This window comes from Microcoleus sp. N3A4 (assembly GCF_036701805.1).
In the GTDB taxonomy this organism is placed as follows: domain Bacteria; phylum Cyanobacteriota; class Cyanobacteriia; order Cyanobacteriales; family Microcoleaceae; genus Microcoleus.
Window position 1 is genome coordinate 16020 of record NZ_JAUBRJ010000071.1, and the last position, 26340, is coordinate 42359.

23 protein-coding genes and 1 pseudogene are annotated in these 26340 nt (G+C 45.5%); 13 read left to right on the top strand and 11 right to left on the bottom strand.

Annotation, left to right across the window (positions count from 1 at the left end; translation table 11 throughout):
• Window positions 1–38 precede the first annotated feature (38 nt).
• A complete protein-coding gene (locus tag QUA56_RS29345) occupies window positions 39–6749 on the bottom strand; it encodes a CHAT domain-containing protein (protein WP_445242961.1) in 6711 nt (2236 codons plus the stop codon).
• A 196-nt stretch (window positions 6750–6945) separates the two neighbouring features.
• Entirely contained in the window at window positions 6946–7242 is a 297-nt protein-coding gene (locus tag QUA56_RS29350; RefSeq protein WP_333365278.1) for a hypothetical protein, read from the bottom strand.
• Window positions 7243–7481: 239 nt separating this feature from the next.
• Here QUA56_RS29350 and QUA56_RS29355 point away from each other — a divergent pair, with 239 nt between their 5' ends.
• Window positions 7482–7652 (top strand): hypothetical protein, encoded by a 171-nt coding sequence (locus tag QUA56_RS29355; protein ID WP_333365281.1) that lies wholly within the window; start codon window positions 7482–7484, stop codon window positions 7650–7652.
• 11 nt (window positions 7653–7663) lie between these two features.
• Here QUA56_RS29355 and QUA56_RS29360 read toward each other — a convergent pair.
• Both QUA56_RS29360 and QUA56_RS29365 read right to left on the bottom strand, forming a co-directional pair.
• Window positions 7664–8814 (bottom strand): annotated as a pseudogene (locus QUA56_RS29360) (ISAs1 family transposase).
• Window positions 8815–8903: 89 nt separating this feature from the next.
• Window positions 8904–9971, bottom strand: coding sequence for an RNA-guided endonuclease TnpB family protein (locus tag QUA56_RS29365; RefSeq protein WP_333365284.1), 1068 nt, complete (start codon window positions 9969–9971; stop codon window positions 8904–8906).
• Window positions 9972–10570: 599 nt separating this feature from the next.
• Between QUA56_RS29365 and QUA56_RS29370 the strand changes: the two genes are divergently transcribed.
• Entirely contained in the window at window positions 10571–12226 is a 1656-nt protein-coding gene (locus QUA56_RS29370; protein WP_333365287.1) for a SpoIID/LytB domain-containing protein, read from the top strand.
• A 93-nt stretch (window positions 12227–12319) separates the two neighbouring features.
• Here the strand turns inward: QUA56_RS29370 and QUA56_RS29375 are convergent, their stop codons facing one another.
• From QUA56_RS29375 to QUA56_RS29385, 3 genes are all read right to left on the bottom strand, one after another.
• Complete coding sequence (locus tag QUA56_RS29375; protein ID WP_333365290.1) at window positions 12320–12472, bottom strand: hypothetical protein; 153 nt, start codon at window positions 12470–12472, stop codon at window positions 12320–12322.
• A gap of 384 nt (window positions 12473–12856) precedes the next feature.
• Window positions 12857–13156, bottom strand: coding sequence for a ferredoxin (locus QUA56_RS29380; RefSeq protein WP_333365292.1), 300 nt, complete (start codon window positions 13154–13156; stop codon window positions 12857–12859).
• 335 nt (window positions 13157–13491) lie between these two features.
• A complete protein-coding gene (locus QUA56_RS29385; protein WP_333365293.1) occupies window positions 13492–13671 on the bottom strand; it encodes a hypothetical protein in 180 nt (59 codons plus the stop codon).
• Between QUA56_RS29385 and QUA56_RS29390 the strand changes: the two genes are divergently transcribed.
• Window positions 13670–14683: a Gfo/Idh/MocA family oxidoreductase gene (locus QUA56_RS29390; RefSeq protein WP_333365296.1), complete on the top strand. Its 1014-nt coding sequence runs from the start codon at window positions 13670–13672 to the stop codon at window positions 14681–14683. The two genes, QUA56_RS29385 and QUA56_RS29390, sit on opposite strands and share 2 nt — an antisense overlap.
• Window positions 14684–14991: 308 nt before the next feature.
• Here the strand turns inward: QUA56_RS29390 and QUA56_RS29395 are convergent, their stop codons facing one another.
• Window positions 14992–15591, bottom strand: coding sequence for a glutathione S-transferase family protein (locus QUA56_RS29395; protein WP_333365298.1), 600 nt, complete (start codon window positions 15589–15591; stop codon window positions 14992–14994).
• A gap of 170 nt (window positions 15592–15761) precedes the next feature.
• Here QUA56_RS29395 and QUA56_RS29400 point away from each other — a divergent pair, with 170 nt between their 5' ends.
• From QUA56_RS29400 to QUA56_RS29435, 9 genes are all read left to right on the top strand, one after another.
• Window positions 15762–16670 carry a DMT family transporter gene (locus tag QUA56_RS29400; protein ID WP_333365301.1) on the top strand — a complete coding sequence of 303 codons (909 nt, stop codon included), beginning with the start codon at window positions 15762–15764 and terminating at the stop codon, window positions 16668–16670.
• 462 nt (window positions 16671–17132) lie between these two features.
• Window positions 17133–17561 carry a DUF5335 family protein gene (locus QUA56_RS29405; RefSeq protein ID WP_333365303.1) on the top strand — a complete coding sequence of 143 codons (429 nt, stop codon included), beginning with the start codon at window positions 17133–17135 and terminating at the stop codon, window positions 17559–17561.
• An 80-nt stretch (window positions 17562–17641) separates the two neighbouring features.
• On the top strand, window positions 17642–17815 hold the full coding sequence (locus QUA56_RS36960) for an SDR family NAD(P)-dependent oxidoreductase (protein ID WP_445242959.1): 174 nt from the start codon (window positions 17642–17644) through the stop codon (window positions 17813–17815).
• Complete coding sequence (locus QUA56_RS36965; protein ID WP_445242960.1) at window positions 17803–18006, top strand: hypothetical protein; 204 nt, start codon at window positions 17803–17805, stop codon at window positions 18004–18006. The genes QUA56_RS36960 and QUA56_RS36965 overlap by 13 nt, the downstream gene beginning before the upstream one ends.
• Window positions 18007–18020: 14 nt before the next feature.
• Window positions 18021–19007, top strand: a complete 987-nt coding sequence (locus QUA56_RS29415) for an aldo/keto reductase (protein WP_333365306.1) — start codon at window positions 18021–18023, stop codon at window positions 19005–19007.
• A gap of 62 nt (window positions 19008–19069) precedes the next feature.
• A complete protein-coding gene (locus QUA56_RS29420) occupies window positions 19070–19702 on the top strand; it encodes a glutathione S-transferase family protein (protein ID WP_333365309.1) in 633 nt (210 codons plus the stop codon).
• Between the two features lie 256 nt (window positions 19703–19958).
• Window positions 19959–20963 (top strand): NADP-dependent oxidoreductase, encoded by a 1005-nt coding sequence (locus QUA56_RS29425; RefSeq protein ID WP_333365312.1) that lies wholly within the window; start codon window positions 19959–19961, stop codon window positions 20961–20963.
• A gap of 87 nt (window positions 20964–21050) precedes the next feature.
• Complete coding sequence (locus tag QUA56_RS29430) at window positions 21051–21845, top strand: SDR family oxidoreductase (protein WP_333365314.1); 795 nt, start codon at window positions 21051–21053, stop codon at window positions 21843–21845.
• A 147-nt stretch (window positions 21846–21992) separates the two neighbouring features.
• Window positions 21993–22667, top strand: coding sequence for a DUF6920 family protein (locus QUA56_RS29435; RefSeq protein ID WP_333365317.1), 675 nt, complete (start codon window positions 21993–21995; stop codon window positions 22665–22667).
• Here QUA56_RS29435 and QUA56_RS29440 read toward each other — a convergent pair.
• The 3 genes from QUA56_RS29440 to QUA56_RS29450 all read right to left on the bottom strand — a co-directional run bounded on the left by QUA56_RS29440 (window position 22636) and on the right by QUA56_RS29450 (window position 25224).
• Entirely contained in the window at window positions 22636–23136 is a 501-nt protein-coding gene (locus tag QUA56_RS29440) for a transposase (protein WP_333365320.1), read from the bottom strand. The genes QUA56_RS29435 and QUA56_RS29440 overlap by 32 nt on opposite strands.
• Entirely contained in the window at window positions 23133–23507 is a 375-nt protein-coding gene (locus QUA56_RS29445; protein ID WP_333365323.1) for a transposase, read from the bottom strand. Before QUA56_RS29445 ends, QUA56_RS29440 begins: the two co-directional genes overlap by 4 nt.
• 430 nt (window positions 23508–23937) lie before the next feature.
• Window positions 23938–25224, bottom strand: coding sequence for an ABC transporter substrate-binding protein (locus QUA56_RS29450; RefSeq protein WP_333365326.1), 1287 nt, complete (start codon window positions 25222–25224; stop codon window positions 23938–23940).
• 229 nt (window positions 25225–25453) lie between these two features.
• Between QUA56_RS29450 and QUA56_RS29455 the strand changes: the two genes are divergently transcribed.
• Window positions 25454–26122 (top strand): cadmium resistance transporter, encoded by a 669-nt coding sequence (locus tag QUA56_RS29455; RefSeq protein ID WP_333365329.1) that lies wholly within the window; start codon window positions 25454–25456, stop codon window positions 26120–26122.
• Window positions 26123–26340: the final 218 nt, after the last annotated feature.

Below are 26340 nucleotides of genomic sequence, written 5' to 3' on the forward strand. Positions count from 1 at the left end.
AGATATTGTTTGTAAAACCCACCCCTAGAGGTACTCGCTTACCAAGGACTGCCGATTATTGTAAATCCAGCCCAAAAATGTGGGTGAGATAAATCTGAGTTGGGTAAGTTTTTTAAATTCCCAGGAAGGTCGATCGCGCTTTCAGTTCCCCGCAATTGACCGTCTTTTACTACAATTTGTTTGTGCAGCATTGCCAGTTGCGCTTTTCTGAGCGCTTCAGCTTTAATTGGGGCCGATCGCAAATTGCCGTAAAACTCGGTCATCAACCCCAAAGTTCCAATATCATTAACTTTCCACAAACTCGCCAGCGCTGATTTTACACCGCTGCGGACGGCCAGTCCAGCAAAACCCATTTCTGCTGTATTGTCCCCGATCGCAGTTTCGCAAGCACTCAGCACTAATAACTCTACTTGTCGGCGATCGTACCACTTCGCCAACCTAAATTCATCCAGCGCCAAAGAGCGGTTCCACAAATCAATCTCAGCTTCTTTTCTTCCATTTTGATTTTGAGGAAAGCTGGCGTGAGTAGCAAAGTGAACAATATCAAAAGCCTCTTGCTGCCGCTGTTTGCTGAGATTTTCTAGGGTAAAGTTTTCGTTGAGAAAAGAGCGTCCCCGCCACAAGGGCAATTCGGCAGCAGGATTGAGAAAACTTTCATTTCTGCTCAATCCCGCTTGATTTTTCCTGTCGCTTCTGGTACCGGCGATCGCAGATAATTCGATCGGCACCGCAGGCAAACGCTCTTTATCGGTGTGTGGAAACTCTGAAGCACCCATTGCTAAAACTTGAGCGTTTTTCAAACTTTGATACTTTGTGTTAGTCAAACTGACACTGGGAATTGAGCCGAGGCTGTACTTTTCTACTAGAAATTGCTGGCCGTCGTGCAAAGCGGATAGTGGCAGTTGGCGCAAACCTGCATCGAATGAAAAAATTAGCGTATCGATATTTAAGGAATCCAATTCTTTAGATATTGGTGAAATCAACCATTGGTAAAGTTGCTGCGCGTTTTCCAAATATCCTGTATCTTCCGAATTTTGTGGGGTCGCCAAATAGCCCTGAAAAATCTTCACAGTTTTTAGCAGTGTTTTGCTGTTAACTGGGGCTTGTTTGAGAATAGGAGGCCCGTCGGGAACTACTAACACTAGCGACACTTCTTTGAGCCGGACGATCGCGTAAACAATTACAGCTTGCTTTCCGGTTTCCTCCTTGATTTTTTTCAGAGTTTCTCTTAGATATTGAACGTTAACTTTTTTATCCGTGAAATTTTCCCCATAATAATTTTCGTAGTCTTGTTCAAACAGTCGGTCAATTAGAGCAACAGCATCATTAGCATTGCCTTGGTCTAAAGTTTGTTCGACGAGCGACCTGCTAATTTCTGAGGGAAAGAGATTTGGGATATCTGCGGGTGCGGGATTTTCTGCGATCGGAGTTGGTACGGGTGCTGGAGTTGGTGCGGGAGTTGGTGTGGGTGCGGGAATTGCTGCCGGCGCTGGAGTTGGTGCGGGCGCTGTAGTTGGTGCGGGAATTGGTGCGGGCGCTGGAGTAATAGTCGGTGAATCTTGAACTGGCGCTGTATTTATTGCAGCTATTCTCTCCCAAAGATTAGAAAGATTGACATCAAAGGGTTCAGAATTAGCAATCGGTAAACTAGGAGTTTGATCGATTATTTCCGGCGGAGTTTCTGCGACTGAAACAGTTAAATTGTCAGTAGATGTCTGTGTGGAAATCAGGTTATTTGCTTCGGCTCCGGCCATCGTATTAACTGACGGGGTGTAAGGAAGTTCTAGGGAGATAATTGTTTCGTTGTTACGCTTCCAATCTAATTGGGTATTTCCCGTTTCAGCATTTTGGCCGATCGAGGTTTGTGCTCCCAATAAATCGCCGATTAAAAAAGCTAAATCTTGTTGCGGATTTGAGCTGACTGCGGGTGCGGGCGCGATCGCACTTGCAGGCGCGGGTACGATCGCACTTGCAGGTGTTGCCTGAATCTGAGTTACAGGCTGGGTTACAGAGGCAAGAGGGGCTGCGGGCGCGGGATTTGGTGCGTTTGAAGGTTGAGTGGCGATCGCAGGTTGAGTGGCGAGGGAGGAGGTGAGTTGGGAAACAGAGGGAATTGTCGGCGCCGAAGGTATGCGGGCAGAAGCGTTTGGCGTTGTGGGCGTCGAGGGCTGCGTGGGGCGCGCGCGGGGTGGCAGTAGGAATGAATCGGGCAATTGAGGTAGTTGGAAGTCGATCGCAAAATCAGGTATCGGATCGGGTGTTGCCGAAGGTGCGATCGAGGTTTCGGGAATTGGGGATGGTGCGATAAATATTTGGGGAGTTGCCGAAGGTGCGATCGAAGTTTCGGGAGTTGGGGATGGTGCGACGGGTAAACGCGGTGGGAGTTGCCGTGAGGGTGTGCTTACGCGCGCTGGAGTAGCAGCGGTGGATGGGTTTGCTATCGGTACGATGATCGCGATTGTACCGATAGCGCTACTTGCAGGCGCGGGCGCTGGAGTAGATGTCGGTGCTGGAGTAGATGTCGGTACAGGAGGCGTCGCACTTGTTACAGGTGCGGGATCTTGAGTCAGTGCGGGCGCGGGCGTCTCACTTGCTATAGGTGCGGGCGCTGGAGTTGCTACGATCGCTGGCGTCGCAGCAGGCGCGGGCGTCGGTGCGGGTGCTGGCATCGGTGCGGAATCTGGCGTCGCAGCAGGCGCGGGCGTCGGTGCGGGTGCTGGCATCGGTGCAGGGGCGGGAGTCGGTGCAGGCTCTGGAGTAGCTGTCGGCGCGGGAGTCGGTGCAGGCTCTGGAGTAGCTGTCGGCACGGGAGTCGGTGCAGGCGCGGGAGTCGGTGCGGGCGCGGGAGTCGGTGCAGGCTCTGGATTAGCTGTCGGCGCGGGAGTCGGTGCGGGCGCGGGAGTCGGTGCAGGCTCTGGAGTAGCTGTCGGCGCGGGAGTCGGTGCGGGCGATGGCTTGGGATCTGGAACAGATATAATTCCAATCCGATCGACATCCTGTTTGTGTGTATAAAGATAACTATTAGTAGGAGTAGAAGAAATCATTGACTCCGCTGTCGCATTTCCCCTGCTAATAGCAGCAGCAGTTCCATTAATTGCGGAATTACCAACAATAAAAGGTGTCAGTCCATTACCGCCGTGACGGATCAGAATTGTACCGCCGATATCGCCAGCACCTCCCGCAGTAGAAATGCTAGCAGTAACGCCATTTCTATCTAAAAAAGAGTTGACAGCCCGAAAAAACTTTTCAGTCCAAACATAGACATTTCCACCTTTATCATTACCAGTGCTCTGAGCATTAATTTGATTCAGGGTAATATTGCCACCAGCATTCAAAGTGACATTGCCGCCATTATTAGCCGAACTTGAATTCAGATTACCTGTTTGAATTTCTCCTTTATCGCTTGTGAGTGTAATTCCTGCCGCTGAAGTGATGTTTTGGGCAGTAATATTATTTGTTGCCCTGATATTTAGAGCAGCAGGAGTCTTGGGGATATCGTCTTGAATAGTGACGCTGTTGAGCGGAGTGATATTGCCAACTGCACCGTTAAACTGAACAATTCCCGCCTCTGGCTTCACAGTGAGATTGTAGGGCCCGTCAATTGTAGAATTAAAATTAATGTCACCAGTCCCTTTAACGCTTACTAAGACATCCCCTGTCAGAGAAATCGCACCATTGAAGTTAATATCGTTATTTTTAGTAGCGATATTTCCATTATTAATAGTTATGTTATTATTGGCAGTAAAAGTCAGTGTGCCACCATTACCGCTGCCAGTAGCACTAGCATTCACCTTGCTTGTGGCTATGCTACCAGCAGGGCTAGTTAAAGTAATATTGCCACCATTACCATTAGCAGAAGGAGCGATTAAGGCACCTTTGCTAGTATCAATATTCCCGCCGCTGCTAGTGACGCTAATGCTACCGCTGTTTGCATTGACACCAGTTACAAGGAGGGCGATATCCGATGTAGTAATATTGCTGGCAGCTTTGACAGTGATACTGCCGCCGCTATTACCGCCAAGAGAGTTGAGAATTCCAGCAGTAGTATTAACAGCGCCTCCACTCTGGAGAATAATATCTCCACCGTTTAGTTGACCCTGTGCATTAATATTACTGGTGGTAATATTGCCACCAGCTTGAAATGTAATTGTGCCTCCATTTCCATTCAGGCTTTGGGATATAACTTCCTTCGCAGTAGTATTAATTACTCCACCACTGGTAAAATTAATATTCCCACCATTGCCAATCGATTGAGTTGTTACAATCTCAGTAGTAATATTACCTGCTGGTGCACTTAGGGTAATATTCCCCCCGCTACCAGTAAAATTGCCTGCCTGTAAACCACCTGTGGTGGTTTGAATATTTCCTGTATGACTAATTAAATTAATATTTCCACCGAGGGGGTTGAGTATTTTTGAAACAACAATTATGTTTCCCGTTAAAATGTCTTTAGCAGCCTCAAATCGAATATTCCCAGCCGATCCGTTTCCACCCATGAAAGCTATAGAATTTAATTTACCTGCTGTGGTGTCTATTGTACCATTTTTGCTAATAAATGTAATGTCTCCTGCACGTCCATTACCTATATCGACACGAGTAACTACATCACCTGTCCGAATATTTTTATCCGCGCTAAAACTGATATTTCCAGAATCACCAATTCCGTCATCATTGATAGAAAAAATCGACGAAGTTTGAGTGTCAATCCCACCTATCTTACTCGTAAATGTGATTTTCCCCGTTGTTCCAATAGCAAGGGTAGAAACATTTGCATTTACAGGACAATTATTAAGAATAATATTCTCAGCAGCAGTGAGAGTAATATTCCCGCTATTGATGCCATTAGGGCTGGTATAAATCGAACCCGCATCAATAGTAATAGCACCTGCTTGACTGGTAATGGTAATATTCCCCCCATTTTCCCCACTTGCATTCACGATTGAACTAGATTCAATATCACCCGTCGTCCTAATGTTACCGTTTTGGCTGGTGAGGGTGATATTGCCCCCGCTTTCACTATTATTAGTAACTATGGAATTGACCGAGATGTCACCAGTTGCTTCAAGGGTAACATTACCCGCTAACATTGAGATCGGCGCTAACGACGAGCCTTTTGTGGATAGGTTGCCGACTGTGAGATTTCCACCCAACGCTTGGAAGGTAATTGATCCTCCTTCTGTCTGGATAGTATCATTGGTATCTACAAATGTGATTCCGCCTGCTGTCGAAGAGATTTTCAGACTACCAGAAGTCAAAGGTAAGGCAACTAAATCCGCTTTACCAGATACCACCCCAGTGATATTGTTAATAGTGATGCTTCCTGTTGCTTCTAAAACAACATTGGCATTAGCACCTTGAGCGCTAATTTGTCCCCAGCTAACAGTATTAGCACCAATGTTAGCATCACCCGCTAATATTCGGCTGTCCGGCTGTAGGCTAGGAATATCATGAACTCCATTGCCTGCAACTTCGTCAACAATAGTCAAAGTAGCTGGATCGAGCAACAAAGTACCAAAACTGCCATTCGATGCCGAAGTATTTACATCGCCTCGAAATATTAAATTTTCCTTGCCAGATACCTCAACAAAGCCGCCGTTGCCAGAATTACTGCCGCCGCGAGAACTAATATTACCCAAAAAACCTGTCACTTCATCCGCCCAAACAATGACGCGACCGCCATCACCATTTATAATACCATCAGCATTAATGGTTGAATCCTTGCTCACAAATGTCCGCAGCGCATTTGGCACAGTACCTTGACCTTTGTAATCACCGCCAAGCCGTACATTCCCACCGCCATTTATCCCGGAAGCGTTGATATTCGCATTGATTAAACCCACGCGCGAACCCAACACATTTATACTCCCTCCCTTATCCCCAGAGACATCAATATTACCAGCAACAATTGCAGTTCCTGGCTCAGTTGGCACTATTGCCCCCGTACCAGTCAACTGTACAGTTCCATCATTATTTACTGTCACCCCCGTTGCACTTCCCCCGCCACCCGCCAACAACTGCGGCAAAGATGCAACTGGCAACACCCAATTTTGAGGCAAACTGCCGGCTACAGATTGCGGCTGAATCTCCAAACTCAACAGATTTCCCGGTTGACTAATTCTGACTAAACTTTCACCTGGTACAGCCGCAACAGTAATATTTCCTCCCGGTGCAGAAAGTTGTCCCGTAGTCAAAACCGTGCCACCCAATAAAGTTAAATTTTGCCCTTGTCCCACTGCCAAATTACCTAAATTGACAATTCCGCCTGGTTGTGTATTTGTAAAAGCAAAACTATTCGGATTTCCGATTAATTGAGTATAATTATTAGTACCAGCCGCACTAAACCAGTTATTGCCAAAACCGATGCCCGTCGCAGTAGTAGCAGTGAAAGCCGCAGGCACGTTCAAACTGGCATTTGTTCCGAAAACAATCCCCGCCGGATTCATTAAAAATAAATTGGAATTGCCCCCAGTTATTTGAATTAAGCCGTTAATCAGCGAAGCATCGCCGCCGACAACTCGCCCTAAAATATTGCGAATATTGGGATTTGATATAAAATTAGCAGTTTGTCCTTGAGTTAAACCAAATTGCTGGAAACTGTGAAATAGATTTGCACCGTCGCTGGATTGTTGGCCGCCGTTGATGTTGAATTGGTTGCCGCTGGGAGTAATTTGAGTATTCGTGCCGTCGGTTGCGGGGGTGATTTGCGCTGTGGCTGTTTGGGATGGGGCGAAAAGTCCTAATTCCCACATTGTTAAGGCGGTAAATGAGAGAAAGGTGAGGAAAAAGCGGTTTTTTGGGTCAGTTGATTTCATTGTAAAAAAAACGTTATTATAATAATCAATGCATCTAACAATACATAATATCACAATCCTGTAGGGGCGGGTTCACCGAAATATATGACACCCAACGACGGATCGTAAAAACCCGCCCCCACCCACCCAAATATTAATAATTCATTGAATTTAACCCGGTGGCGGGGATGTTGTTTGGGGTTATTTGTTGGGTGGGGGCGGGTTTATAAAAATGATTTGTGGGTGACACAATCGATCGCGAACCCGCCCCTTGTATCTTAAAAGAGTGAGGACGGTCGATCGCCACGTCATTGATTAGATCGTACCGACAGTCAGTCGATTGAGCCGACAAGTGGGCGCTCGAACCGACAATCAGTCGATCGAGCAGACAGTCAGGCGATCGAGCCGACAAGCAAAGCGAATCTAAAGAAACAAGGAAAGTTTTATACAAAAGGTTCTGTAACAGGCGAAAGTGCTGCGATCGGACATCAGAAATTGGTGAAGTTGGCCCGCCCCTTAGACTGCATAAGTCTGTTGCGTAGATAAGCGGACATTACTGATGACAGGCGCACACAAATACTGGACAGTATCTGAGGCTCTCGGCATCGCCATTGAAAGCCTGCATTAACAAGGCTAGTCTTTAATTGCCTGTCGGTTCTTTCATAAATCGGAGTATATTGGGAGCCAAAAATGACATCAACAGTCTTAGGTATAGACATCAGCAAAAGAGACTTTCATGTCTCATTACTGAAGGAAAGTCGTGCAACCAAACCCAAAAAGTTCACTAACAATATTCAAGGGTTTGAGAGTTTACATAACTGGCTCAAACAACAAAGTGTAGTCGAACTCCATGCAGGGTAAGAGCATCTCAATCAGGCTTGACACAAGGATTTGAGAATAAGCATCATGTACTCCTCACTCATCGCTGCCCGGTTCCTTTTTTGTCTCAAGCTACGGGATAGGGTGGTTTCACAGGTTGAGGGCATTAAGGGCCATCCGTCTGAGTAACGCCAAATTTCGAGGGCTATTAAACGCTCGTATCCGAGATTTATCTTCTTCAAAAGTCACATCTAAAACCCAATGTTCTTTATTTTCAATGCTCCAATGTTCCCGAATAATAGAACCATGTTTTTGAGCATCTACGGTTAAAGAACTTAGATAGAACTGGACTTCATGAGAGGTTCCATTCCACTCTTGTCGAAACCGTTCGACTATAACAACCGTCTGGAGTCCCGCCCATTTATCTTGATTATAAAGGCATCCAAATTCTGAAACGGGAATGGCCCAAACCCTTCTTTTCTCAATCCGGTTATGCCCTTTTTATACTTGACGGTAATCCGTCATTTTAACTCCATCTTGCTTGGCGACTTGATTGAAGCTCAAACCAAGATTTAACTTGATTGTAAAGAGTCGGGTGATTACTTTTTAAGCAAACTACATAATTAGCTTTTTTATGAACAATCTGTTTAATAATCTCCGTTTGAGTTCCCATTGCATCCATTGTATGTAATAATTGCGCCGGTTACGTCGATTAATTCTAATAGAGCTGGAATTGCTGTAATTTCATGATTAATGGCTGTCTACCTTAACTTGGCCGAGGACTAAACGATTTTTTGAAGCCCACGCTGTCACTAAATGTAAATTTTTTTTTGCCCTGATTTCGGTCAGAAGACCCCCGAAGACTTTTTCCGTCAATCGGGATAACTTGGTTAACAACTGAACCGAGAAATTTTTGCACCCATTGAGTTAACTTCTGTTCTAAAATTTTGGGGTCTAATTTTTCAAAAACTCTACGAAACGTATCATGATGAGGAATGCCATTGGGTAATTCTAAAAATTGTTTGAGCCAGTGCTGTTTACTTATTCCATAATTTTCCAGATATTCCCATCCGTTACCTCCAGCTATTATCGTTAACAAAGCAATCACTATAATATCTTTAAGTAAGTGATATTTAGTACGGTCAACTCTTGGATCGGGTACGTCATCAAAATAATTCAACAAACCCCCTTCTAGTTCTTGCATAGAAATAGGTTGAGGCTGGGTTTTTATGGTTTTTAATGGGAGCACTCGCAACAACTGGTGAAAATCCTTTAGTCATAGAGTATTCATTCCTATTTTCTACTGAGCTTGGGAGTTATTATAGAATCTCTCGGACAAACCGGGGTGCTATAATACTGCACCCTCTTTTTGGAGTCTGTTACATTTGATACCAAATTAGATGCGCTTACCCTGCTATTTATCTCTACTAACTTTCCACCCTTACGTTCTAATTTATAGGCTAGAAAATTAGTGAACATTCCCCATCCACAATCAGATATTGCTTTAGCTAAGTTATGATTTCGCACCATGCCTTTGACATTAAGATTCTCTACTACCACAACTTGGTTTTCGTTGACTAGCTTATGCGAAAGCTTGTGTAGAAAATCTTGACGTGCGTTTGATACTCGCTCGTATACCCTAGCGGCTATTTTTTTTGCTTTGAACCTTGAGTTACTACCATCTTCTTTTCTAGCTAATTTTTGCTGTTTCCTCTTGAGATTTTTTTCATGCACGGCTAAATGTTTGGGATTGCTATATTTAGATACTTTCTCTCCCTCGTAAGTTACTGCAAAGTCCTTAACGCCTAAGTCAATACCTATTACATTGCCCTCAGTTGAACTCCGTGGCTTTTCTCCCTCTATCTCAACTAATATCGAGGCAAAATATTTTCCCGCAGGTGTTTTGCTCACGGTAACGGTTTTCACTTTTCCATCAATCTGTCGATGAATCTTAGCTCTCACTTCCCCGACTTCACCAGGAATCTTAATAGTGTTATTGGCTAATATTTTGACGTTTTGAGGGTATTGAATAGATTGCTTACTTTTCTTTGACTTGAATCTCGGAAATCGGCTTCGACCCTCAAAGAAATTTTTATAAGCTGTAACTAATTTGAGAGTAGTAGCCTGCAATACCTGACTGTAGCAATCAGCCAACCAAGATGTTTCTTCTTGTTTCTTGAGTTTGGGCAATATGGCATTTAGCGCTATTTGTCCTATTCCTTTACCTGTTTCTTTGTAAGTCTCTATCGACTTATTTAGGGCAAAATTCCACCACCAACGCGAACAACCAAACGCTTGAGCCAATTTTTGTTCTTGGCTTTGAGTTGGATAGATTCTAACTTTGATAGCTTGGTGTTGCACGAGATATTTTGACGACTTCTCTATGTTGAATATAAAATTAGTGTGTAGCCTTGTCAAGCACATGATTGTTTTTCGTTTTTTGGTCGCTCCATACCTTCGTAACTTTGGGGAGATCGGGGAATTAATTCCCTGGCGGTTGTCTGGTGAGAGGTTATTTCTCGGCAGGATTCCCTGACAAATTTTTCATGCCTTTTCATAGATCGATCGCCTTCAATACTCTATTTAAAGTAGTCGTAGGGTGCGTCGCCACAGAAAATCCCCAACTTGCATATCGACTTTTCGAGTGGCGACGCACCTGTACCTAAAGTTTGGATACTTTCAGGGCTTCTCATGGGAGGCTAGAAACCGGGTTTCTACGAAATTTTGTGTTTAGTAGCGAGAAATCTACGAAGAAACCCGGTTTCTGAGAGCACAACTATTTTGCAAGGTGCGTCGCTGCGAGATTGTCGCTTTTTTTTAGGGATTTATCGCAGGCGACACACCCTACGGCTAGCTCAAGCGTATTGGCCTTTCTTCCGCAATTCCCCTATAGCAGCCGCCAAATGTGCTAACGTACAATCAAAAATCCCCCAATTTCAACTATCGCGAGACAGATAACCGTGTTCGCTCAAGCACCTCCAACTCCCAATTACAAATGGTTTAGCTGCATTTCTAGCACTGTTTTCACCGCATTGTGCCTGTTGCCCATCTTCAGCGCTGCGGGATACGCCCAAACTCCCCAAAATAGACCGATCAAAATCGGCGTGGTGCAGCGGTTTGGCACCAAAGCAACCGACAAACTGACGCTGAAAGCATTACCGGGCGACAGCTTAACTTTGCGTTACAAAACTCCTCAAGGCATAGAAACCAAAACTGCTGCTAGCGTCAAGTTAGAAATAGCCCCGAAACCGCTGGAATCGCCCTTAGTAGAAGAACGAGTGGTACTCAGTTCTCACCGCAGTTTTGAGAGTGCGGAAGACAGCGCCAATCAGTGGCGCGCCCAGGGAATAGAAGTAGAAATTGCTCAACCTTTGCGCTGGCAAGTTTGGGCAAAAAGAGATGTTTATAACTCTCCTTTGGTGCGGCGCTGGCTGTTGCAAAGTTTGCAAGCTCAAGGGAACACAACAGCTTTTTTGGATTCCAAAGTTTTAAAACAAATACCCCAGGCATTTTGGGTTTTAAACGGCTTTCGTTTCAACCGCAATGAGTTGGATGTGACGGCGGGTAAAAATGCGATCGAGGTATTGGAACAAACTACCCAAGAGGCGACAGCTACTGAACCCGAAAAAGCTATTCAACAAACTCGCCGTTATGGCGGCAATTTGCGCCTGCAAACAAATGCTTACGGCACTTATACTTTGGTGAATGAAGTGCTGACGGAAACTTATTTGCGGGGTGTTGTTCCTCACGAAATTGGGGCTTTTTCGCCTTACGCTGCGATTGTCGCTCAAACTATTTTGGCCAGAACTTACGCCCTGAGAAATTTGCGCCGGTTTGCTGTGGATAATTATGAGTTGTGCGCTGATGTTAACTGCCAAGTTTATCTAGGTTTGACGGAGGTTTACCCGCAAAGCGATAAGGCGATCGCCCAAACGAGCGGTTTGGTGCTAACTTACGAAAATCAGCTAGTAGACGCGCTCTATTCCGCGTCTAGCGGTGGCGTGACAGCGACTTTTGGGGATGTGTGGCATGGCCCGGAACGTCCTTATTTGCGATCGATCGTCGATTCCCCTAACAATGTGTGGGATTTGTCCAAGCAGAGTTTGTCTGACGAAAACAATTTCCGCCGCTTTATGGCTTTGGAAAAAGGGTTTAATGAGGAAAAAGAAGAAACGTTTCGGTGGCGCGAACCAGCTTCTTTGACGGCGATTGGGGGATTTCTCAAACAGTATCTTCAGAAGAAACAGCACCCGCTGGCTAATTTTAAAACTGTCACTCAGGTGGAAGTGGTGGAAAGGTCGCCTGCAGGTCGAGTTTTGAAAATGAAGGTTCAAACTGACTTGGGCCCGATTGATATCGACAAAGACGAAATTCGCAATGCTTTTTACCCGCCGATCAGCACGCTTTTTTACCTAGAACCAATTTACAATCCCGACAAAACTCTCAACGGTTATGCTTTTGTCGGAGGCGGTTTCGGGCACGGGGTGGGAATGAGTCAGACTGGTTCTTACAATTTGGCTAATTTGGGCTGGAACGGATCTCGAATTCTCAGTTTTTATTTTCCTGGCGCTCAAGTTGTGCCGCTCAGCGATAACATTACATTTTGGCGCGAATAGTCGATCGGGTTCGGCGATTTCAATCGCCATTACCCAAACGAAGTTCGCGCAACGCGAGACTAAAGAATCAAGAGGTTAGAAAGGCTGGATTTGCTAATTAATACCAATTCTCGCCTCCAGAAAGCAACAATCATGAGTGTTAAGTTTGTTTCCTGAAAGACTGTATGCACCGGTGCGTCGCTGTTCGACAAGTCGCTCTTTTTTAGGATTTAAGGGTGGCAACGCACCCGGAGGCTGCTGTTGCATGAGTTTTGAGAATTAGTATAACCTGCAAAAATTTAGGACTTGCACAAAAATGATTGATTTTGGCGATCGCCAGCAGCGCCGCTACTATTTCAATCCCGGATTTTTCCGATTTCTGGCGTAAGTCCTAAAATTTTTAGATTTTAGACTTTGGATTCTAGAGTGGTTTCACCATCAATCTAAAATCGGCCATCTAAAATCTAAAATTATTTGGTCAGCTATCTGCTCAAACAGCTAGGAATTCATAGCTGGGAGTGAGAGACTGCTGGCGGCTTTGTTGCAGTCTTGGACTCAGAAACCCGGTTTCTTAACGTAATTGCGCTATTTCAGCTTAATTTGGGAAAGGAGAAACCGGGTTTCTTAAGGTATCCTGCGGAGTGTCCTTTCTTAGTAGAGGTTTTCTTCTTGGTGAGTTTCGATCGTACAGTCAGACTGGGGATAGGCGACGCAGGTGAGGACATATCCGGCCTGGATTTGGTCGTCATCTAAGAAAGATTGGTCAGATTGGTCAATTGTGCCTGCTGTAATTTTGCCCGCGCAGGTGGAGCAAGCACCAGCGCGACAAGAGTAGGGGAGGTCGAGTCCTGCTTCTTCCGCAGCATCGAGAATGTAAGTATCGTCCTCAACGTCAATGGTCTGGTTAAGTCCTTCGGCTTCGCTGATGAGGGTAACTTTGTAAGTTGGCATGCACTAAATCCTCTCAAAAATTCAACAAGATTGATAATTTTTCCTAATGCAACCTTCAAGGCTCTATTAGCTTTGAGGTTAGGTCTTAGGTTGGTTCCCTCTATGATAGTAGGGGAAAGAAGCAAGGTTGCAACACTCATTTACCAAAAATTTGAATGGGATTAGTTATAACTTTTTCTAATTTCATCTTGATTGCTTATACCTATGTTGGGTTCAGCCGTGTGATACTGTTGCCGCAAGACTTGCGCTAAAAAACCCGGTTTCTAGGAAAAATCCTGTTTCGATCCCTACAGCACAAAAACCCGGTTGTTGGTATGGGGTGTGTCGATCGAGTTTCAGCAAGACTTGCTGCAATTTTGTCTGTGCCGGCGGTGAAATGTATAGTTAGATCGCATCAAGACTTGGGTGTTGAAGGCTCGATCGAATAAATCGCACCACAACCACAGCTTAAAATCTGGGCGATGGAACCCTAAACCCATGCACCGCAAGTCAGTAACTAAAATCTCAAATCCCATGACTCAGATTAATACTCGCTTTGGTTTTTCGGTCAATTCTCCAATTAGAGTCGGAATTGTGGGTACTGGTTTTGCCGCGAAGTTGAGGGCGGAGACTGTTCAAGCTGACGGGCGATCGAACTTGGTAGCAGTTGCGGGCCGCAGCCCGGATCAAACGGCAGCATTTTGTGAAACATTCGGGGCCGAGGCTGCGGTTTCTTGGCGCAAGCTGGTAGAAAGAGACGATTTAGATTTGGTGATTGTCTGTACGGTGAATCGGGATCACGGGGCGATCGTCCTAGCGGCACTGGAAAACGACAAGCACGTTGTGGTCGAATATCCTCTATCTTTAGACGTATCTGAGGCCGAAAGGGCGATCGAACTTGCCGCCCAAAAGCAAAAACTCCTCCACATCGAACACATCGAACTGTTAGGCGGTTTGCACCAAGCAATCAAAGAATCTTTGCCATTAGTCGGTAAAGTTTTTTACGCCCGCTACCTTACTATTGCTCCTCAACGTTCCGTACCTGAGCGCTGGACTTTTCAACATTCGTTATTTGGGTTTCCCTTAGTCGGTGCAATTTCGCGACTGCACCGATTTACTGATTTGTTCGGAGAAGTGGCAAGCGTTAACTGTCAAGCTCAATTTTGGGACACTCAGGCGGATTTCTACAAAGCTTGTTTGTGCAACGCACAGTTGCGCTTTGCTAATGGCCTCGTCGCTGAAGCTGTTTATGGAAAAGGAGAGACTTTTTGGCAGTCGGAAAACATTTTTACCATCTACGGAGAAGCAGGAACACTGATTTTTACTCCTGAATCCGGTCAATTAATTCAGGGAGAAAATCGGAGCACCATCAAAGTAGGAACGCGGCGCGGTTTGTTTGCCAAAGATACCGATATGGTGTTGGAATATTTGTTAAACGGTACGCCTTTGTACGTGAATAATGCCAGTAGTTTGTACGCTTTGAAGGTCGCAGATGCTGCGAGGCGATCGAGCGAAACCGGGCAAAATGTGGCGATCGACAATTCATAAATAGTAATTGTGCAACAACCATTTTTTCTCCTAAGTACAGCGTAAGGTGTGCATTGCGACCCGAAAGTAGCTAAGGTTCTTTATTTATTCTTTAGTCTCTCAAGCTGTTGTGCATTTAAACCACTAACTTGGCTGTTCCGGGTGCGTCATCCGCCAACACGCTCCGCTTAAACGGGAAACACTTCGGACGCCCGGCACCATACAATCTGTTTTAAATGTTCAACAGCTTAGAGAAGGACGAAAATTTGTCTCGGATCGGTTGAAACCGCCGAGTATTATAAACGGGCATTCTAACTAGAGATTAAATCTTAATCTGCAATGCTAGTATATCGAGGCTGATTCTTGACTCGCTCGATCCAAGTTTGAATTGCAGGAAACCCGGTCAAATCAAATCCGCCTTCGCCCGCAACGTGAGTGTAAGCAAATAAACCGATGTCAGCAATAGAATAGCGATCGCCCGCAAAAAAAGCATGGTTTTCTAAATGCTGTTCCATCACCCCCAAAGCAGCATAACCCGGTGCTTGTTTTTGTTGGAGTGCTTCCTGATATTCTTCAGCTTTTCCTGTTATGTACCAAAAGCGAGAAGTAGCAATAAAAGGTTCGTGGCTGTACTGTTCAAAAAACAACCACTGCATGACTTGAGCGCGTTCAAATTTATCAGTTGGGAAAAAGTCAGTTGATTCGCTTACGTAAAACATAATCGCATTGGATTCAAATAGAAACTTACCCGGTTCAATCTCTAAAACAGGAATGCGGCCGTTAGGATTTTTCAGCAAAAACTCGGTAGTTCGACTTTCTCCTTTGAGAATATCAATTTTTCGGCGAATGAAGGGAATATTCAGTTGAGTTAAAATCAAGCGAACTTTGTAGCAATTCCCAGACATCGAATATTCGTAAAGTGTCAACATGATTTTTTTATACCGCAGAGAACACAGAGAACACAGAGTTAAGAAAGAGAGAAATTCACAAATTATTATTGTAGCATTATACCTGCATAAGGTCAGCACTACTACGTTCAGCAGTAATATGGAGCGGGTGCGATCCAGAACACCGTAAATTGATCCATATTGGAGACTCAATGAAATTATACTCGAAAGATTTTCACTTGAATTCGGAGACTATTGGCTTAATTTACGGTTTCTTGGGCGTAGTTGGATTCAGCTTGACACTCCCAGCAACCAGAGCCGCTGTGAGCGATTTAGATCCGCTTTTTGTAGGTTTGGGACGCGGAATAGTAGCAGCTATACTAGCAGCATTTACTCTGTGGATTACCCATCAACCCATTCCCTCAAAACAGCAACTTTGGAGTTTATTAGTTGTCGGATTGGGAGTAGTTTTGGGATTTCCGGTACTGTCGGCTTGGGCTATGCAGCAAGTACCTGCCGCCCACGGTGCTGTGGTGTTGGGATTGTTGCCTTTAGCAACAGCGATAGCGGGGGTTTTGCGAGCTGGCGATCGCCCTGACTTCACTTTTTGGATGGCTAGCATTGTCGGTAGTGCAACCGTTGTCGGTTTTGGAATTATTAGCGGTGCTGGACAGCTTCAGCCCGCAGATTTAGCGCTATTGGGTTCGGTAATTGCTGCTGCTTTTGGCTATGCTGAAGGTGGGCGATTAGCTAAGGTTTTAGGTGGGTGGCAAGTTATTAGTTGGGCCTTGGTGATTCTCGCTCCTTTCGAGGTTTTACCGACAATATTTGTTGTTTTAAAAGAAGGGTTGATAGCTTCACCGATCGCCTGGTTGGGTTTTGCTTATGTGAGTATTTTCAGTCAATTTATCGCATTTTTTGCCTGGTATCACGGGATGGCAATGGGTGGAGTTGCCCGGGTAGGTCAAATTCAGTTGTTGCAACCATTTTTGACGCTCCTGGCTTCGGCAATTTTGCTTGGTGAAACTCTGGAGCCGATCGCCATAGGAACAGCCTGTTTAGTTGTGGCCAGCGTAGCGGCGGGTAAAAAAGCTTCAATTAAGCGGGCAGAGGATGTGTAAGGCGATCGAGTATATCTAATGACAGATGTAAAGCGTGGAGTATTTCTATTAAATACAACCAATTAACTAAGTTTTTAGAAAAATAGTAATGTTATATAGCAATCCTAAATGATTTGCTTGCATTATACGCGAGCTTTCTGGCTCGCACTGCAAGGATTCTGGTCTTGCTCGAGAGAGGCGACTGATGCGAGGATTGCTATATATTGATGAAATGAGTTCAAAAGAGATACAAGAACTGCTACACACAGTAGGATACGGTCATCTTGGCTGCATACACGAAGGCAAACCGTGATACCAATGCACTATTATCTCGAAGATTCGGACAAATACCTGTTGACGACATTTTCGTTGAGTCTAACTTTTTGTTAAAACATTCAAATGATAGAGAGTATATGGGGCAAGTTGTGCAAACTTTCAATCGAAAGGTAGAGAGTATATGGGGCAAGTTGTGTAAATATTCAATTGACTGCAAAAGAAACCCAATTTGTTTTTACTACTTTTTTCTCGCAAACAATCATCACGGTGAATAAAATGGAAATGACCAATAAAATTGACATCAACAAATCTGTGCCCCGCCAGCGATGGGGTGAATTTTTCGATCAGTTTACTGATGGCAATCGCGGACGGCATATTTCGCTCGAAATCATCGGTTCAGAAGTCGGTGACGCAGAATTGATTAAAAACGCACCTCTTCATGCTATTATTTACGATCGCCCTGGAAAAGGGGATGATTTGGTAATAGAAGTGGGTGGAGATGAAGTGACTTACGCTCACACGATCGATTCACCAACAGAAGTTTTAACGGGACAGGACTCAAACGGCGTGATGATGGCGGTTCGGATTAGTGACGCTGCTGGGACACAAACATTGATCCAGCTACAAGCTAGTTGAGCTGGTGGAATAATCCTGAGTTCAGCTTAAGCTGAACTCAATGTTTCACGCTCCATACTCAATAACCAGCAGAAGTCAATATGTCTGAGATTCAAAACAAAGTGGTAATCATCACCGGAGCCAGCAGTGGATTGGGTGAGGCGACAGCGAAACGACTTGCTGCTAGTGGAGCCAAACTGATGTTAGCTGCCCGCCGGGAAGATCGGCTCAAAGAACTGGTTGCCGCGATCGCCCGATCGGGGTGCTGCGGCTAGAGTCAAACGGCGAAATCCGTTCGACTAATATCTCACCAAGAGCCGTTGCCACTGAGTTGACTACCACGATCGGCGATAAAGATACAGCAGCGGGAATGAATGCTCTTTATGCGATCGCCTATGCGATCGAGCAGCCCGGTGATGTTGATGTCAATGAAATGATTATCCGTCCGACACGTCAAGAACTTTAGAGTCACAGCAGAAGATGATGAAACAGCGAAAACTGGGGAATCAAGGATTAGTAGTCTCAGAGTTAGGACTCGGCTGCATGGGGATGTCCGAATTCTACGGGACAACCGATGAGTCAGAATCGATCGCCACCATTCATCGCGCCTTAGAGCTAGGCGTGACTTTCCTCGATACGGCTGATGTGTATGGCGTCGGTCACAATGAGGAGTTAGTCGGCAAAGCGATTAAAGATTGTCGCGATCGAGTCATCATCGCCACCAAGTTTGGCAACGTGCGCGGTAGCGACGGCAGCTTTCTAGGCGTGAACGGCAAACCCGAATATGTCCGCTCTGCCTGTGATGCCAGTCTCAAGCGTCTGGGCGTAGATGCGATCGACCTTTACTACCAGCACCGAGTCGATCCCAACACTCCGATCGAAGAAACTGTAGGCGCAATGGCAGAGTTAGTTCAAGCCGGGAAAGTACGCTACCTCGGGCTTTCCGAAGCCGCCAGCGCCACGATCCGCCGCGCCCAAGCAGTGCATCCTATTTCAGCACTCCAGACAGAATATTCGCTGTGGAGCCGGGAGCCAGAATCCGAGATTTTGCCCACCTGTCGAGAGCTAGGGATTGGGTTTGTGCCTTACAGCCCTCTGGGGCGCGGGTTTCTCACAGGCAAAATCAAGAGCCTCGACACGCTATCGGAGGGAGACTCTCGACCGCAAAGATATCCTCGCTTTCAAGCCGAGAATCTCCAGCAAAATCTGGAACTCGTCGAGCAAATCGAGCAAATGGCCGCGACTAAGGGCATCAAAGCCGGACAGTTGGCGCTGGCTTGGGTTTTGGCGCAGGGCGAAGACATCGTGCCAATTCCAGGCACCAAACGCCGCACCTATTTAGAAGAAAACATTGCGGCGGCTGCTGTGACGCTGACTCAAGCAGAACTAGACCAGCTCGGGAAAGCGCTGCCATTAGGAATTGCGGTGGGCGATCGCTATCCCGATATGAGCAGCGTTAATCGTTAGGATTTGGCGCGAGTAAAGTATTCTTAACAACGGCTAAATTTTTGATTCAGGAGTGATAAATCATGTCAAAACTTCTTGTTTGGGGAACACCCGTCAGTACCTATGTCCGTACCGTCCGGCTGCTACTTGAGGAAATAGGCGCAGACTATACCCTCCAAAGCGTTGATATCTTCAATGGTGAAACCCAGTCCGCAGAGTACCTTGCTAAGAATCCCTTTGGTAAAGTCCCCACGCTTGAAGTAAATGGGGAACTGCTCTATGAAACGGCTGCTATTACCGAATACCTTGATGCCACTTTAGGCGATCGCAAGTTTAGCTTTTCCGATCCCATGCTTCAAGCTCGGATGCGTCAAATCATGGCAATTATTGATAGCTATTTATATGGCCCTGCCATTGGAACTATTGTAGTTCAGCGATTGATTGTGCCGAGTCAGGGTGGTAAGACGGATGAGGCGAAAGTTAAAAATGCGATCGCGCCTGCAAAAACTGCTCTAGAGGCGATCGAGTCTCTAGCTGCGGGTAGCCCCTATCTGCTCGGCAGCGAAGCGAGCATTGCTGATTTCTATCTGATTCCCATCTTTATCTACCTTTCCCAAACTCCAGAGTTTGAGGTGATTACCGCTCAAACGCCGAAACTGCGGACGTGGTGGGATAAGGTTAGCCAGTTGCCCAGCGTCAAAAAAGTGTGTGCTTAATAGCAGTCAAATTGGGGGAACTTTAAATGCTCTTGTCCCCCCCCTTTTTAAGCTATATTTCCTGGTCAATAAAACACGCACTCCCCGCAGCAATCTCAATCTTTTTCCTAGCCTTTTTTATTAAGCAAACTAGAGAAACTAAACTCGAATAAATGCAATCTTTGGCACCAATGCCTTTAGCAAATATTAAAAGCAACCGCTCAAAATTAAGTCTATCGAGTTCTGAAAATCTACCCAATCCAATAAGGAGAAAATTATGACAGATATCATGAGTCGCGAAATTCAGCTAGTCTCTCGCCCCAACGGGATGCCCACCGCAGATAACTTTGCGATCGCCCAGACCAAACTAGAGCCACTTCAAGAGGGGCAAGTGCTCGTTCGCAATCTCTATATGTCAGTCGATCCATATATGCGCGGTCGCATGAACGAGGGGAAATCCTATGTTCCATCCTTCGCGTTAGGCAAAGCACTGGAAGGCGGCGCAGTCGGCGAGGTAATTGAGTCGCGTACCCAGGAATTCAAGCCGGGTGATGTTGTCACTTCCAACTATGGCTGGCGGGAATACTTCATCGCTGCACCAAAAGATTTGCATCAGGTCAGCCGCGAGATTCAACCGCCCTCAGTTTACCTCGGTGCCCTCGGCATGACGGGCATGACCGCTTGGGTCGGGTTAAATTTAGTAGAGGTCAAAGCCGGGGATGTCATTTTTGTTTCGGGAGCCGCCGGCGCGGTGGGAAGTGTGGCCGGACAACTGGCGAAATTGCGCGGGTGTCGTGTCATCGGGTCAGCAGGTTCAGCGGAAAAAATCAAGTTTCTGCGGGAAGAATGCGGATTTGATAGCGCCTTCGATTACAAGGCCGGCCCTGTTCTCGAACAACTGAATCAGGCAGCACCAGACGGAATTGATGTCTATTTCGATAACGTCGGAGGCGAAACCCTGGAAGCGGCGCTCTCGGCATTGCGCGTGCACGGCCGGATTATCGCTTGCGGCGGCATCTCCGGTTACAACGCCCAAAAGCCGCAGCCGGGCCCTTCCAATCTATTTAATATGATTGGCAAACGCTTGACGATGAAAGGGCTGCTAGTTCGCGATTGGCTCGATCGCCAGAGTGAATTTGAACAGGAAGTGGGCGGCTATTTCCAAGCTGGGAAATTGAAGAATCAGGAAACAGTGGTGGCAGGAATCGATCGAGCGGTGGATGCGTTCATCGGTCTTTTTGAAGGCAAAAACGTGGGTAAAATGGTGGTAAAATTGGATTAGGCAGCCACTAATTGAGTGGGTACTTGCTTGATTATTTGAGCAAGTTGAAACCCTAGATCGCTTATACATTATTTGGTTTAAGAAAATATGGATCTCCAACTATCAGATCGGATTGCATTGGTCAGCGGTTCAACTGCCGGAATTGGACTAGCGATCGCTACGACACTTGCCCAGGAAGGAGCAACAGTCATTGTCAATGGCAGAACGGAAGAGCGCGTAAATCATGCCCTCAAAAGCATTCAGCAAAGCGTCCCCAATGCCAAACTTCAGGGAATTACTGCCGATTTAGGAACGCCAGCGGGAGCTGAATTGTTGTTTCAACAAGTGCCAGAAGTCAACATTTTGGTCAACAACTTGGGAATTTATGGTGCTAAAGCATTTGAAGATATCTCCGATGAAGAGTGGATGAACTTTATCGAAGTAAACGTGATGAGCGGTGTCAGGCTCTCGCGTCATTACTTACCTTTAATGCTCAAAAAAGATTGGGGACGCATCATTTTCATCTCTAGTGAATCTGGCTTGAATATTCCCGTTGAAATGATTCACTATGGCGTTACCAAGACTGCACAAATAGCCGTGAGTCGTGGTTTAGCTGAAACAACCGCAGGCAGTCGTGTCACGGTGAATACTGTATTGCCAGGGCCAACCCGTTCCGAAGGAGTGGAAACTTTCATTGAGGGACTTGCCAAGGATCAAAATATTTCACCCGAACAAGTTGAGAAAGAGTTTTTTACCAAGACTCGTCCATCTTCACTGATTCAGCGATTTGCTTCAACGTCTGAAGTTGCTGCATTAGTTGCATTTGTTGCTAGTCCTTTAGCCTCTGCAATTAATGGTGCTGCTCTGCGAGTCGAAGGTGGATTGCTACGATCGATTATTTAATGAATTCGCCTATTAGACATCTCCAAAAATGAATTTCAAGCCCTGGCTATGCTTGAGTCTATCTCTGATTTCTGGAGATGTCTATTCAACCCAGGAATAAAATGATTACTCATCCATCTCAAGCGACGCAGCCCGTCGCGCCACTTGATGACTAAACAGCTTTCCCTCAATGCGCTGTGGGAGTCAGCGAAATCTAAGGATCGTGTATTCCATTCAGACGAATTCGCTCACCTACCAGAAGCAGCAAAACGATATCTCGAACACGCGATCGCTCCTGGAACTGCGATCGCATCTGCGGTGCGATTGCAGATGCACGGCGAAATCAAATTAAAGAATTGGATTCCATTCAAAGCAGAGCAAGTCATTTGTTGGGAGCATGGACTAATTTGGAGCGCTACAGCATGGATGAATGGCTTACCAATTGTGGGATCGGATCGGATTATAGACGGTGTAGGTGCAATGCAATGGAAACTTTTAGGAATTTTCCCGGTGATGATAGCTTCGGGTTCCGATATTACGCGGTCTGCTGTTGGTCGTCTTCAGTCTGAGTCAATCTGTTTGCCATCTGTATTTTGTGGTGATGATCTGTCATGGACAACAAAGGATTCATCACATTTACATTCCAGTTTTTTAGTACAAGGTGAGAGAGCCGAACTAGATTTCACCATCGATCGAACGGGTCGGATCGAGACCTTCAAGCTACCGCGCTGGAATAACCTTGATGGCTCTGAGTTTCATTATATTGACTTCGGTGGAATTATGGAGGAAGAACGCACATTCTCTGGCTACACTATTCGGTTCTTCCGTACAAAGTCATGCTAAATATGATAGGAAAATGCCAAAAAAGTAAAGCTCGCATTTCAAAATTTTTAAAATTTTTCAAACCAAATCCACTGCGTTTTAACAGTTTTAATTTATTATTAATACCTTCAACCATTCCGTTGTTTGTTCTTTGTTCAAAATATCCTACTACCTCCGCCAACCACCTTTTAATGGTCTTTACGCTCTTTTTATAGTACGGCTCTGCCTTTTTCAACCAATCGATTAGTTCTAATATTCCCGCACTTAAATTTTTACATTTTTCAAATAGAGCGTGAAACTCTTCTTTTAAGGAGTGCATAATTTTTACGAGTGGTGAGTCTGATTGCACCTGTAATAATTTTGCTTTTTGTTCCTCAGATAAGTTAGACTCGGCTTTTAAGAGTATATATAGCGGTTCGAGCGAAAGATTCGCGGACGTTGTTGGGCCCCGGCCCAATAAGTCTGGGTGGTTATGTAAGCTGTCAGTCATACCTCATCTTTTTGAGAAAGGCTATATTTACTACTTTTTAAACTATCAATTAATTTAGTCTTTTCTTCAATTTTTAGTGATTCTGCTGCTTTTTTTTGGTCAATTCTGGCTTTATTTAATTCTTCATGTATCATTTTTGTTACATGAAATCTGTCTGCGGTCACTACAGCATTTGGCAATATTTTCTTCACCAATGATTTATAACTACCACTCATATCCATGCTGACTTCTTCTATTTTATTTAAGACTTCTTCCCCCCATTTTAGAAGAAACTCTTCGATAGATGACTGTCCCACATACTGGCCCAAAATCCCAATACTCACCAACTGCACCGCACCCAAAAAGAAAATTGCCACGATCGCAATTGTCAAACCAGTAAATGCCGAACCCGGAGAGAAAAGACGCCAGTACAAAACCAAAAAAGCTATCGAAACAGATACAAAAGCAGCAAATAACCCCCGATCGACAGCCGCAGCGGATAGGTAAGTAAATGAGCCAGCCCAAATAACCGCTTAGAAAGGGCTGTCAAGATCGAGTTATTCAAGTTCATGAAGCTCACGATAGGGCGATACCTGCTGCGGCGAATGCTAACGTCAACACTCAAGCGATCGCAACGCTATCCCAAGTCAAAAGCCTGGCCAAAACCAGCAACTTCTCCCTGCTGAAATTTCTGATGCAACGATCGCAGAACTGTGTGATTGTTAGCTCATTCATCTTAAAGCCTGGAATTTTAGTCGCTCCCGAGATCGACCAAGTTGGTCGGGATGCCGAGAATGATGGCGATGAAATGCCAGTGTCAGATTAATAAGTCCAGTTTTGCTTGGTCTGCAGGCTATAGGTTCCATCTTTCACATTCACTCGTTCAGGAATCAGTTCTAAATCTCTAAATATATTTGCCTGATGCTGTAGGGCCGTGAGCGATTGGTCGTCGATCGGGATAATAGCGCGTTCGGCACTACGTTGCTGTAAAATTTCTACAATAGACGGATCGATTTCATGGTGCTCTGCCAATCGCACAGCCGCTTCTAATTCCTGTTTCTTAGCCCAAGCTCCAGCTTCGTTTACCTCCTCTAAAATCACCTTGAGCAAGTCGGGATAGTCGCGTACCAGCTCTGGAATCGCGTAGTAATAGGTCGGAACTTCTAAAGAGGCTTTATCACCAAAAATGCTCTCTAGGTCTGCAATCGATCGCCCTGGGTAAGCGCTTCGGGCTTGAGTTGCTGTATAGGGAACCCAAATCACCCAAGCATCGGCCTCACCTTGTCGGAATAGGGGCAACGCCTGTGGCTGGGTCAGATAAATTGGCTCAATGTCACTAAACTCTAGCCCCACTTTTGCCAATGCTCGCACAAGTATGTAATGGGCGCTTGAGCCTTTGTCAAAAACAATCTTCTTACCCTTGAGATCCGCCAGCGTCTGAATCGGCGAATCTTCCGGTACCAGAATCGCTTGACCTTTAGGAGCAGTATATTTTTCTTTAGCCACCCGCACAAACACATGATCCGCTGCTTGCGAGAAGATGCTGGCCGTACCACCGCCGCCGCAGAAATCAATTGTCCCATTACTTAGTGCTTCTATCAGAGCAGAAGCTGATAAAAAGCTTGTCCAAGTGACAATCAGCCCAAATGGTCGCAAACGGCTTTCGAGCAAGCCTTGAGCGCGGAGAACTTCCAGATTTGTCATCCCCTCTGGATACCCGATTTTGAGTTGCTTGAGCCGCCGCGCTTGCTCAGCTAAGGGTGTGTTGCCAGATTGAGCAGAACGTTTAGAGAACCAGCGATCCAAAACTACACAGAAAATAATCCCACCCACAAATAGTCCCACCGTTTCCAGTAACCGCATTGGTGATTCTCTAGGCAGTTTGGCTTGATTTACCTGACTTACTAGAGGGGAGAGTACATTCCCAGAGGCAGAAGCGGCAACAGCATGACTGTCAAAAGCCAGACTCAAGACCAAAACCGAGACAATGCCGATGCAAAACAGACCTGCAAACCTAGAGGTAAGCGACCTACGAATGGCAAAGCTGAGCGATGGTAATATGTTTTGACCTGTGCCTCTAGGCAGACGGTCAATCAAACGGCTAATCATAATGACTTCTTTGATAAACACAGGTGATGAACGCTGGATCAAGATGGGGGATCGAGTCAAAGCACCGCTTGATACGGATAAACTACCAGATTTTCTCTGACAGATTTGCTCGCTCGTTACACCCAATATGCGATACTCACATTATCATATCGAGATTGTGGTGATTTTCCACAGCGATTGAGAACTCGGTAGTTTCGGCGATCGGATAGGTGTTGAGTGAGGAATGGTAATGGATTGGTTAATTGCAACAATTAAGATCGGACTGGCTGTTGCTGTCGCAACAACGTTTGACGACAATATTTATCTGACGGCCTTCTTCAGTGAGGTTAATCGTACTTTTCGTCCTAAACACATTGTAGTTGGCGAGCTTATAGGGTTCACGACATTAATCATGGTAAGTTTAGTTGGTTTCTTACTGGGGCTAGCAATTCCGTCAACTTGGACGGGGCTACTGGGGATTTTGCCGATACTCATTGGCTTGAATAATTTGCTCAACCTGAATAAGGATGATTCAGCCGAAGATAAGTCAGCTAATCTGAAAAGAAACTCTAAATTTCGAGGATTTGATTCTCGGCAGCGATCGCTCTGGGACGTAATTCGCGACCCGCAGACTTATCGCGTTTCCGCAGTCACAATTTCCAACGGTGGTAACAATCTTGGCATCTATATCCCTCTATTTGCCACTAGCTCAATCCAAAATCTGGCTGTGATCGTACCAATTTGCTATTTTATTGTTTGCTGCTGGCTGTTTATGTCCTATACTCTGACGCATCTACCCGGTATTGCTTTGGTACTCAGCCGTTATGCGAGCAAGATTTTCCCCTTCGTGCTCATGTGGCTGGGTTTCAGAATTCTGATAGACAGCGAATCCTATCGTCTTTTTCTACCGAACTCTTGACAGACAAAGGCGATTGAGGCATCCCAAAAATCTATGGCAACAGTACCATTCCCTACCAAAAAGGAAGAAAAAAGACTTTAACATAACAACAAACAGCATAATTCCCAAAAAAGCGATGCCGTAAAACCCAAATGAGCGGTATAAGCTGTTGTGCATTTAAAACGCATAGTGGTATAATATAACATAATGATATTCAGACAAAGTGAATGCCTGCTAAA